At 68.0% G+C, this 9767-nt stretch carries 11 protein-coding genes and 1 pseudogene; 8 read left to right on the top strand and 4 right to left on the bottom strand.

The annotated features are described in order from the left end of the window. Positions 1-132: 132 nt before the first annotated feature. Together ACFV15_RS37270 and ACFV15_RS37265 are read right to left on the bottom strand one after the other, a co-directional pair. Positions 133-675, bottom strand: coding sequence for a Clp protease N-terminal domain-containing protein (locus ACFV15_RS37270; RefSeq protein ID WP_378356740.1), 543 nt, complete (start codon positions 673-675; stop codon positions 133-135). Continuing rightward, positions 675-884: a sigma factor-like helix-turn-helix DNA-binding protein gene (locus ACFV15_RS37265; RefSeq protein WP_004559389.1), complete on the bottom strand. Its 210-nt coding sequence runs from the start codon at positions 882-884 to the stop codon at positions 675-677. Before ACFV15_RS37265 ends, ACFV15_RS37270 begins: the two co-directional genes overlap by 1 nt. A 65-nt stretch (positions 885-949) precedes the next feature. Here ACFV15_RS37265 and ACFV15_RS37260 point away from each other — a divergent pair, with 65 nt between their 5' ends. Beyond that, positions 950-1696 carry a hypothetical protein gene (locus ACFV15_RS37260; RefSeq protein ID WP_378356738.1) on the top strand — a complete coding sequence of 249 codons (747 nt, stop codon included), beginning with the start codon at positions 950-952 and terminating at the stop codon, positions 1694-1696. 52 nt (positions 1697-1748) lie between these two features. Next, positions 1749-2315: pseudogene (locus ACFV15_RS37255) on the top strand (DUF998 domain-containing protein); the annotation flags it as partial. A gap of 24 nt (positions 2316-2339) precedes the next feature. Here the strand turns inward: ACFV15_RS37255 and ACFV15_RS37250 are convergent. Next, a complete protein-coding gene (locus ACFV15_RS37250) occupies positions 2340-3320 on the bottom strand; it encodes a D-cysteine desulfhydrase family protein (RefSeq protein ID WP_378356736.1) in 981 nt (326 codons plus the stop codon). 69 nt (positions 3321-3389) lie between these two features. Here ACFV15_RS37250 and ACFV15_RS37245 point away from each other — a divergent pair, with 69 nt between their 5' ends. The 3 genes from ACFV15_RS37245 to ACFV15_RS37235 are packed head-to-tail and all read left to right on the top strand — an operon-like array spanning position 3390 to position 6157. Continuing rightward, positions 3390-4748, top strand: a complete 1359-nt coding sequence (locus tag ACFV15_RS37245; protein ID WP_378356734.1) for an amidase — start codon at positions 3390-3392, stop codon at positions 4746-4748. Beyond that, positions 4745-5296: a TetR/AcrR family transcriptional regulator gene (locus tag ACFV15_RS37240; protein WP_378356732.1), complete on the top strand. Its 552-nt coding sequence runs from the start codon at positions 4745-4747 to the stop codon at positions 5294-5296. The genes ACFV15_RS37245 and ACFV15_RS37240 overlap by 4 nt, the downstream gene beginning before the upstream one ends. A 9-nt stretch (positions 5297-5305) precedes the next feature. Further along, the gene (locus ACFV15_RS37235) at positions 5306-6157 is read left to right on the top strand and encodes an oxygenase MpaB family protein (RefSeq protein ID WP_378356730.1); all 852 of its coding nucleotides are present in this window, start codon (positions 5306-5308) and stop codon (positions 6155-6157) included. 369 nt (positions 6158-6526) lie between these two features. Here the strand turns inward: ACFV15_RS37235 and ACFV15_RS37230 are convergent, their stop codons facing one another. Further along, positions 6527-7051, bottom strand: coding sequence for a CGNR zinc finger domain-containing protein (locus tag ACFV15_RS37230; protein ID WP_378356728.1), 525 nt, complete (start codon positions 7049-7051; stop codon positions 6527-6529). 40 nt (positions 7052-7091) lie between these two features. On the opposite strand from ACFV15_RS37230, the gene ACFV15_RS37225 reads away from it, so the two are divergent. The 3 genes from ACFV15_RS37225 to ACFV15_RS37215 all read left to right on the top strand — a co-directional run bounded on the left by ACFV15_RS37225 (position 7092) and on the right by ACFV15_RS37215 (position 9764). Then, entirely contained in the window at positions 7092-7940 is an 849-nt protein-coding gene (locus tag ACFV15_RS37225; RefSeq protein ID WP_378356742.1) for an alpha/beta fold hydrolase, read from the top strand. Between the two features lie 85 nt (positions 7941-8025). Continuing rightward, entirely contained in the window at positions 8026-9354 is a 1329-nt protein-coding gene (locus ACFV15_RS37220) for a hypothetical protein (RefSeq protein ID WP_378356726.1), read from the top strand. Continuing rightward, a complete protein-coding gene (locus tag ACFV15_RS37215; protein ID WP_378356724.1) occupies positions 9351-9764 on the top strand; it encodes a FixH family protein in 414 nt (137 codons plus the stop codon). The genes ACFV15_RS37220 and ACFV15_RS37215 overlap by 4 nt, the downstream gene beginning before the upstream one ends. Positions 9765-9767 lie beyond the last annotated feature (3 nt).

Here is a 9767-nt window from a genome sequence, read left to right as displayed (position 1 = left end):
CGCAAAAACGGCATCAACACACTCACCGCACTCCGCGACGCCCTCACCGGAAACCCCTGGCTACCAACACACCCAGCAACCACCTGACTAGTTACCCCGACGGTTCTAACCGTCGGGAACACTCACGACCCCCTAGGAAGCCTTGCTCAGTGCTTGCCGCAAGGCGAGGTAGTCAACGTTCTTCTGCGCCAACACATCCGAGGCGGGACCAGAAAGCGCGGCCAACGCGAGTAGCAGGTGTTCCTCGCCGATGTGCTTGTCCCCCAACGCCAAAGCCTCGCGCAACGTCTTCTCCAACGTCTTCTTGGACTCGCGCGCGAACGGAAGCCGGGACTTCCGGTCGTTGCGGCTGAGCCGTCCAGGTGGCGGCGACAGCGCGCCGGGGCCGTGCATCTCCTCGACCTTCTCGATGATCTGCTCGACGTCGATGCCGAACTCGCTGAGCGCCTCGACGTCGGCGTCGCTGATGCCGCCTCGCCTGCGGACCCGGTTCACCTCGCCCGCCAGGTCCTCCGGGTCGACTCCGAGGCCGCCGAGCAGCGTGCGGCCGGATTCCGTGATGGCGACCGCGGCGAGCAGGTGCATCGGGTCGATCTGTTTCGCGCCGCTCTCGATGGCCAGACGCTGGGCATCGATCACCGCGTAGCGGGCGCCGGTCGTGAATCGCTCGAACATCAGTGCCTCCCGTACTTCTTGTGCACGGCCTGCCTGCTGACCCCCAGCTCGGCGGCGATTTCCTGCCAAGACCAGCCGTGCACCCGCGCGCTGCGGACCTGCACGGCCTCCAGTTGCTCCAGCAGCCGCCGGAGCGCGGCGACCGCACGCAGGCCCACTCGTGGGTCGCGATCACCTGCCCGCGCGGCCAGATCCGTTGCTTCAGTCATGATGTCAATGTAGGTTGACACGCCCCAGGTGTCAACTCAGGTTGACGAAAAGCTAGCATCGACGGATGCCCGAAGTAGCGGTGGCCGAACACCCCGGCGTCGGCTTGGACGGCAGGCTCCGGCCGACCGAGGATCACGTGCTCGTGCTGCCGCACGCCGTCATCCTGCTCGACGGGGCGACCCAGCCACGCCCCGATCTGCCGACCGGCGGCTGGTACGCCGGGCTGCTGATCAAAGAGCTCGGCCGGACGGTCACCGTGGACGCGGACCTGGCCGACGCGCTGGCCCTGGCCATCGAAACCGTCGCGACGGACAACGGGCTCGAACCGCGCAACTCGCCGTCGAGCACGGTCGCCATCGCCAGGTGGACCGAGGAGCGGGTCGACGCGCTGGTGCTGGCCGACAGCCCGATCGTCGTTTGTGGACGGAACGGGGTCGAGGTCCTCTTCGACGACCGGCTTTTCTCCTTGCGTAACAACAAAAAACTACGCACCAGCAAAGACGTCTACCAGCTTCGCAACGCCGACGGCGGTTTCTGGGTGGCCGAGGCGGACCCGAAAGCCGCCTACCAGGCGATCCAACGCGGCTGGCGGCGCGAGGACGTCGACGTGGTGATGCTCGCGAGCGACGGCGTTTCCGCCGGTGTCGACGAATACCAGCTGTTCGGCTGGCTCGATGTCGCGGCGATGGAACCGTCCGAAGTGCTCGAGACGGTCCGCGCGGCCGAGCGCGACGACCCGGACGGCAAGCGCTGGCCCCGGTCGAAGATCCACGACGACCAGGCTTTGGCCGTCGTGCGATTCCAGGGGTGAATCCAGGGATCTCCCCGATTCCGGCTCGGCCGATCGGCGGCAATCTGGGGCCATGGCGAGACCACTGGGGGACCCGGCGACCAGGCCGTGGCTGATCACGGCCTACACCGCGATCGGCTGGGGCCTGTTCACGATCACCGTGCTGCACCTGATCAGCTCGCATGATCCGCTGCTCGACACCTTGTCCAGCTACATCAACACCGACCGCGGCCAGGGCATGCTCGGCGCCAGCGTGCTCGCGCTCTCGGTCGGGTCGATGGCCGTGCTGGGCTCGTTGCACGCCGCGCGGATCCCACTGAGCCGCACCACCAAGATCCTGTTCCTGACCTGGTCACTCGGCCTGGCGACGGCCGCGGTGTTCCCGGCGAGCTATCCGGAATCACCACGGCCGATCAGCGGCCAGATCCACCTTTACGCCTGCATGGTGGCGTTCCTGAGCGTGCCTGCCATCGGCTACACGCTGCGCGAGGTCCACCCGCTGGCCAAGCGGCTGACCGGCTTCTGCGTGGGCGCGCTCGTGCTGTTCGCGGTGTCCTACTTCCTGACCCTCTTCGGTTTTCCCGACCCGTTGCCGGTCGGCATCGTGCAGCGCCTCGCGCTGCTCGCCGACGTCGTGCTGATGTTCGGGCTGCTGCGGATCGCGTCAGCCGAAAGCCGCGCTGGCCTGGGGCGCGTAGCCGAAGAGGCCTGGCAGCCCGCCGGTGTGCAGGAAGACGACCGGTTCGTCGAACTCATCGGCGGCGGCCCATTCGACCAGCATCGCGGCCGCCTTGCCGGTGTAGACGGGATCCAGCACCACGCCTTCGGTCCGCCCGAAAAGCCCTAGCGCCTGCCACATCTGCTCGGTCGGCACGCCATAGCCGGGGCCGAGCGCCTGATCGCCGATCCTGACCCGGTCCAGTGACGGCTTCGGCACGCCGAGCAACTCCGCGGTCTCTCCCACCAGCTGGTCCAAGGTCTCACGGGACTCCTCGGCGGTGTGCCCGACGCACGCGACATCGATGTCCCACGGCCAGCCGAGGACGATCCCGGCCGCGGTGCCCGCGCTCCCCTGCGGGACCACGATCCTGGCCTTCTCGATCCCCCGCTCCTCGAGTTGCGTGCGGATTTCTTCGGCGGCGACGACATAACCGAGCGCACCGAGTGGGCTCGAACCGCCGATCGGGAAGGTCGCCACCTTGCCGGTCGCCTCGGCGACGAGCCGGTCGTAGACCTTGCCAGACTCCTCGATGTCCGCGCAGACGTGCACGTTCGCGCCGAACAGCCGGTCCAGCGTGATGTTGCCGGAGCGCTCGTACGCGTCGCCGTCGACCGGCACCTTCGCGGTGAGCACGAGTTCGCAGCGCAGCCCGAGCTTGGCACAGGCGGCGGCCGTCAGCCTGCCGTGGTTGGTCTGCAGCGCGCCGAACGTGATCACCGTGTCGACGCCGTCGGCCAGCGCCTTGCCCAGCAGGAATTCGAGTTTGCGCAGCTTGTTGCCGCCGACGCCGAGCGGGTTGACGTCGTCGCGCTTGATGAGGACGCGCTTGAGCCCGAGTGCTTCGGCCAGTCTTGGCGCGTCTTCCAACGGGGTGGGCCAGTGGCCGAGAGACACGCGGGGGAACCGCTCGAGATCGAAGGACATGCCAGCGAGTCTGCCGATCAGGTACCGTGAAAACCACTGTTCGTTCGAACGAACGAGACGGAGGGTCCGATGGGCACCGAGACCGAGTTGGCCTTCGCCGGCCTCGCGGGCCAGGCGAAGCTGCTGGCAGACGGCGTGACGACGGCGGTGGCGCTGACCGACGCGGCCTTCGAGCGGATCAAGGTCAGCGAGCTCAACGCGTTCCGCGCGCTGCGGCCGGAGGCGGCCAAGCGTGAGGCCGCCGAGGCCGATCGCAGGCTCGCCGCCGGGGAGCGTGCGCCGCTGCTCGGGGTGCCGATCGCGATCAAGGACGACGTCGACATCGAAGGCCTGCCGACCGCGTTCGGCTGCGAGGGCGATTTCCCTCGCGCCACAACGGACTCGCTGGTGGTGCGCCGGTTGAAGGAAGCCGGCGCGGTGATCGTCGGCAAGACCAACACCCCCGAGTTCGGGCAGTGGCCGTTCACCGAGGGGCCCGCGTTCGGTGCCACGCGTAACCCGTGGAACCCGGCGCACACTCCCGGCGGCTCGTCGGGTGGTTCGGCGGCAGCGGTCGCGTCCGGCCTGGTCGCGGCGGCGCTCGGGTCGGACGGCGCGGGTTCGGTGCGCATCCCGGCCGCGTGGAACAACCTGGTCGGCATCAAGACCCAGCGCGGTCGGATCGAGACGGACAGCGAGCTGTTCCATGGCCTGACCGTGATCGGGCCGCTGGCCAGGACGGTCGCCGACGCCGCGCTGCTGCTGGACGTCGCCGCGGGCACCGGCCGGACGTTCCAGTCCGCCGCCGATCGCGAACCAGGCAAGCTGCGCATCGGCTTGTCGACACGGATTCCTTTCACAGCAACGAAAACCAGTCTCGATCCGGTCGTGCGCGCGGCAGTGGAACGACTGGCCGAGGTGTTCGCCGAGCTCGGCCACGAGATCGTCGAGGTCGAGCCGTCGTACGGGATGATCGGCGTGACCTTCCTGCCCCGGTCACTGGTCGGCGTGCGCGACTGGGGACTGCGCGTGCCGTCGCCGGATCTCCTCGACCCGCGCACCCGTTCCAACGCGCGACACGGCGCAAAGCTGGCCGGACCGGCGCTGAAGCTCGCCCGCGCGGCGGAACCGTTGTTGCGCAAGCGAATCGGCTCGGTCTTCGGCGATGTCGACGTCGTGCTCACGCCGACGACAGCCACTCCCCCGCCCAAGATCGGCACCTTCGACGGGCTCTCCGGCTGGCAGACCGACCAGACGATGATCGCGGCGTGCCCCTACTGCTGGCCGTGGAACGTCCTCGGCTGGCCTGGGGTCAACGTGCCGGCGGGGTTGACCGGTGGGTTGCCGCTCGGCGCCCAGCTGCTCGGCCCGTCCCATTCCGAGGAGCGACTGATTTCCCTTGCCGCGCAGCTGGAATCTGTCGAATGCTGGCAGGACCGCAGGCCGTGAGCACCCGCGAAACCATCCTGCGGGCGGCGTTGAAGGTGATCGGCGAGCATGGTGTCGCCGGGCTGAGCAACCGCCGCATCGTCGCCGACGCCGGTGTCTCGCTCGGCACGCTGACGTATCACTTCCCGAGCCAGACCGAGCTGCTGCGGCAGGCGATGTTGCTGTTCGCCGAGGAGGAGACCGCCAAGCTCGCCGCCATCGTCGACGCGCATCGCGCCGAGAACCTGACGCTCGAGCAGGCGGCGGCGCTGGTCGAGCAGGTCATCGAGCAACTGCCGTTCGGCACCGACGAGATCGCCCCGCACGAGCTCTACCTGCAAGCCGCCCGCGATCCGTCGCTGCGCGACGCGTCCGAACGCTGCTTCACCGCCTACGACGCGCTGGCCGCGACGATCTTGGGCGCGCTGGGCGTCGCCGCCCCCGAGCGGCTCGCGGGTCCCGTGGTCGCGCTGATCGCTGGTCTGCAACTGCGCCGCCTGGCGACCGGAGCGCCTGGGACGCCGCCGGGTGAGTCATTGATGATGCTCGTCCGGGGCTCGACCGGTTAGCCTCGGGGTATGGCACCGCCGATCCAGCGTGGCACCGCGGCATGGAAGTACTTCGGCGATTTCCGTGCGGCGCTGCTCGCCGGGCAGGTGCTGTTGCTGCAGGTCGCGCATCCGGTGGTGGCCGCGGGAGTGCACGATCATTCGGACTACACCGAGGATCCGTGGACGCGGCTGATGCAGACGGGCGCCTCGCTTTCGGTGTACATCTACGGCGGGCCCGACGGGGCGCGATACGAGGCTTCGCGGCTTCGGGAGATGCACAAGAAGTTCGCGGGCGTGGACGCCTCCGGGCGTCGCTACTCGGCGTTGAACCCGGAGGCTTACGCCTGGGTGCACGCGACTCTGGTGAAGGTTCCTGTTGACGCGCAACGGTTCTTCGGTCGCGGGCTGAGCGGGCCTGAGCTTGACGAGTACTACGCGCAGATGTGCGATGTGGGGCGGATGCTCGGGGTTCGGGAGCGGGATCTGCCGCCGGATTGGGCGGCTTTCGAGCGGTACTACGACTCGATGGTCGCGGACTTCGGGATGAACGCCACGATCGAGACCTTGCTGGAGACCATCCGTACGGTGAAGAAGCCGCGGCGGATTCCGGGTTTCGCGTGGAAGTACCTGCAACGGTGGCAGCACACAGCGCAGATGTTCGTCATCCGAGGCGCTTTGCCGGGCGAGTTCCGGGAGCGGCTGGGTCTACAGTGGACTGCGCGTGACGCGGCCCGCTTCGCGCGCTTCTGCCGGGTGATGCGGGGGTTCGGGGTGATCCCGGCGCCGGTGCGGACCGCGCATATGCGGTGGATCGGGCGGCTGAACGTCTGGGTGCGCGCGCATCCCAAGGTTCGGGCTTGGCTGGTCAAGGACTCGTGAGCGTTGCGGGCGGTTAGAACCGCCCGCAACGCTCACGCCCCCTTGGCTCCGGCCTTCCTCACCAAGTTCGGTGTCAGGCCTGGCAAATTCGGCTTCTCGGATACGCGAAATCCGAGTTCAGGCAGTTCAATGGCCCAAACTCGGGTTTCGCGAAGATCAACCTTTGCCTGGGGTGCCCGCGCATGTCCACAAAGGACTCAAGTTGCTCTTTTTGTCCCGCGTTGTCGCTTTTGCGTGCGTTTTTGGGGCGGATCGGAAGGAACGAACGGGGCGTATGTGTCGCTCAGCGTTGCATGAGTGGCGTTTGTGCGTTCCTGGGCGAGCCGAGACGCCACGTTTGACTTTCCCCTCTCTGGCCGGCGCAAACGCTCACGAGCCCTTGGTGCGGGCGTAGTGGGCGCGGGCTTTGGCGCGGTTGCCGCACTTGGCCATGGAGCACCACTGGCGGTTGTGTTTCGGCGAGGCGTCGAGGAAGCGGACTCCGCAGTCGTCCGCCGCGCAGACTCGGATGAGCGGGGCCGCGGCGACCAGCTCGATCGTGTCGACGGCCAGTGCGGCGAAGGCCGCCGGGACCGGGTCGGGCACGTCGAGCAGGTAGCGGCCCGCAGCTCCGAGCTGGGGAACCGGGAGTGGCACGGCGGCGGCCGTCTCGTTCAAGAAGCGGACGTCGGCGTCGGAGCCCTCGGAGCGGGCGACACGGTCGATCGACTCGCGCAGGACGAGCGCGAACGTGAGGTCGTCCGCGGTGGCCGGTACCGAGGCCAGGCCGGTCAAGGCGAGCCATTCCGAGAGCGCCGCCGGGGAAACCAGCAGCTCACGGCCGTCGGCGTAGCGGTCGCGGAGTGTGTTGACGAAGTCGAGTGAGACGCGGCCGCCGTCGAAGACCCAATCCATGGGTTCCATTCTAACCTATGAAGATGGTTATACTAACCGCATGAACCGGTTAGAGATGACGAAGGTCAACGGCATCCGGATGCACTACCGCATCGCGGGCGATGGGCCCGCCGTCGTGCTGCTGCACGGCTGGCCGCAGACCGGCCACTGCTGGCACAAGATCACCGAACCGCTCTCGGCGACGCATACGGTCATTACCCCTGACCTGCGTGGATACGGCCTCACCGACAAACCGAAGCATGGCTTCGACAAGCGCACGATGGCCCAAGATGTCTCCGAACTCGTGACACGGCTCGGCTTCGAGACGGCCAGCGTGATCGGGCATGACCGCGGTGGACGCGTCGCGCACCGCTGGGCGCTCGACCGGCCCGAGCAGGTCGAGCGGCTCGCGGTTCTCGACATCGCGCCGACGCGGGAGATGTGGCGGCTGCTCGATACCGAGGTCGCCAGCGGGTACTGGCATTGGCTGTTCCACCTCCAGCCGGACCTTCCCGAACTGCTGGCAGGCAAGGATGTCGCCGCGTATCTCGGCTACTTCTTCGAGAAGTGGACCTTTCAGCGGCACATGATCGACACCGAGGTCTACCTCAAGGCCTTCGAACAACCCGGTGCCCTTAGGGCTGGATTCGACGACTATCGGGCGTCATTTCCCGATGACGCGGAGGCCGATGACGCTGATTTCGAAGCGGGCAAGCGACTTCGCATGCCGGTGCTCGCCCTTTGGGGCAACGAAGGGTTACTTGGCAAGCTGCCAACACTTGACCTGTGGCGGAAATACGCTGATGACGTGCAGGGCGCGGCCATCGCGCAGTGCGGCCATTTCCTGCCCGAAGAGGCACCCGAGCGAGTTCTTCCCTATCTTCATGAGTTCCTCTCCCCTGGTGTCTAAGGGTTTTATGTCCCCCGCGCAGGGGAGACGGGCTCACCCTGCGTCGTGACGATTTGATGGCCCTGTTCTCGCTAGGTTCATTGCCATGGGGGCCAAGAGGATTCCGGCGCTGGTACTGCTGCTGGCCGTACTGCTGACTCCGGCCGCGCACGCCGACGGTGTGCAGAACGGCGCCGACATCCAAGTCGCGCAGACGCTCGGCGAGCGCGAACTCACGGTGGTCATCCGCCGGGTGGACACTCCGCCCGCGCCGTTGCGCGTCGACATCGTCACGCATCAGGGCACCCCGCCCGGCACGCTCACCGTCAAGGCGGCAGCCGAAGGTTCGGTCTTCAGCGAGACCACCGTGACGCTCGACGCCAAACCCGGCTATCACGGCGGGACCTTGCGGGTCGACCGTGCGGGGCCGTGGGAGCTGCAGGTCGGCGATGGCAAGCAGGTGGCCAAGATCCCGTTCGTGGTGCCCGCGAAGGTCACCCCGGCCTGGGAACTGGCGGCGTACGGCGGGTTCGTCGCCGCCGGTTTTCTGCTGTTCGTCGCGCTGATCATGGCCGTCAGGGGTCGCTCGGGGATGGTGCCCGCCGCGGGGATGCTCGTCGCGCTGACGGTCGCGGTGACGTCGGCGCTGCTGTCGTCGACGATCCCGCCGCCGCCCGCGCCCGGCACCAAGTTCGATCCGACCTTCGGGCCGGATCCTCAGATGTCCTCAGTGGACTATTCGCGGCCGCCGGTGAACCTGGTGGTGGACCGGCAGGAGCGCGATCTGCGCCTGCGGCTCGCCGATGGCTCCACCGGCCGCCCCGCTGACGATCTGCTGGTGCACGACAACGCCTTGGTCCACTTCGTGGTCGTCTCGCCGTCGGGCAGGCTCTGGCATCTGCACCCGATCCGCGTCGCGCCCGGCGAGTACCGCGCGCGCCTCAACGCGCCCGAGACCGGGAACTACGCCGTGTCAGCGGAGATCGCCCGGCGCGGTGGCGGTGTGCAGCTCATCCGCTCGGCGATCAACCTCGCGCAGGACAACGCCGACCCGGCACCGCCTGCGGCGGACGCGGCACTGCGGCAGGCGATCAGCCCGGCAGGCACGCCCAGCACGATCACCGCGCAGTTCCCCAAGAAGGATCTCCAGCCGTGGCTGGGCATGCTGGGCCACATGATCGTCGCCGGGCCGGTCGACGGTGACATCGCCAAGGCTCCGGTCTGGGCACACGTCCACGCCATGACCCCGGCGACGCCAGGCCTGCCCGACCGTCCTGATGAGACGGTCGCGGCGTTCGGGCCCGATGTGCCGTTCACGTACACCTTTCCGTTGCCGGGCAAGTACTTCGTCTGGATCCAAGCCGAGCGCGGGTACTCCGTGCTGACCGTTCCGGCGGTCATCGACGTTCCGCCGACCAGGGGGCCGCAGGGATGACGAGACAGCAACCGAGACTCCTGATCGCGGCGGTCGCCGTGATCACCTTGGGCGTGCTCGCCTGGCTGGCCTGGCCGTCCGCGAGCAGCGGGCCGACCGTGCTCAAGTCGGCGACCGGCCTGCACACCGTCCAGCTGTCGGTCGACGCGCCGAGACTGGGCACCAATTCGTTCGGCGTGGAAGTCACCGACCAGTCGGGGAATCCGGCCAAGCTCGACAGCGTCACCGTCGAACCGGTGATGCCACAGATGGGGCACGCGCTGTCCCCGGTCACCGCGGGTCCCGAGGGACCCGGCCGGTACCGGGCGGCGGAAACGGTGCTGCCGATGTCAGGGCAGTGGGAGATCACCATCTCACTGCGTGGCCCCGGCGGCACCGAGCAGGCCGTTTTTCCGTTGCTGGTCAAATGAAGG

The sequence above is a fragment of the Amycolatopsis sp. NPDC059657 genome (assembly GCF_042734395.1).
In the GTDB taxonomy this organism is placed as follows: domain Bacteria; phylum Actinomycetota; class Actinomycetes; order Mycobacteriales; family Pseudonocardiaceae; genus Amycolatopsis.
Note: the sequence above shows the minus strand (reverse complement) of the source record. Positions and strands in the feature narration are given on the sequence as shown.

Excerpts from the sequence above, each read along its gene's own strand:
- ACFV15_RS37270 (WP_378356740.1), bottom strand. The coding sequence starts at position 675 with ATGTTCGAGCGATTCACGACCGGCGCCCGCTACGCGGTGATCGATGCC.
- ACFV15_RS37265 (WP_004559389.1), bottom strand. The coding sequence starts at position 884 with ATGACTGAAGCAACGGATCTGGCCGCGCGGGCAGGTGATCGCGACCCA.
- ACFV15_RS37260 (WP_378356738.1), top strand. The coding sequence starts at position 950 with ATGCCCGAAGTAGCGGTGGCCGAACACCCCGGCGTCGGCTTGGACGGC.
- ACFV15_RS37250 (WP_378356736.1), bottom strand. The coding sequence starts at position 3,320 with ATGTCCTTCGATCTCGAGCGGTTCCCCCGCGTGTCTCTCGGCCACTGG.
- ACFV15_RS37245 (WP_378356734.1), top strand. The coding sequence starts at position 3,390 with ATGGGCACCGAGACCGAGTTGGCCTTCGCCGGCCTCGCGGGCCAGGCG.
- ACFV15_RS37235 (WP_378356730.1), top strand. The coding sequence starts at position 5,306 with ATGGCACCGCCGATCCAGCGTGGCACCGCGGCATGGAAGTACTTCGGC.
- ACFV15_RS37230 (WP_378356728.1), bottom strand. The coding sequence starts at position 7,051 with ATGGATTGGGTCTTCGACGGCGGCCGCGTCTCACTCGACTTCGTCAAC.
- ACFV15_RS37225 (WP_378356742.1), top strand. The coding sequence starts at position 7,092 with ATGAACCGGTTAGAGATGACGAAGGTCAACGGCATCCGGATGCACTAC.
- ACFV15_RS37220 (WP_378356726.1), top strand. The coding sequence starts at position 8,026 with ATGGGGGCCAAGAGGATTCCGGCGCTGGTACTGCTGCTGGCCGTACTG.
- ACFV15_RS37215 (WP_378356724.1), top strand. The coding sequence starts at position 9,351 with ATGACGAGACAGCAACCGAGACTCCTGATCGCGGCGGTCGCCGTGATC.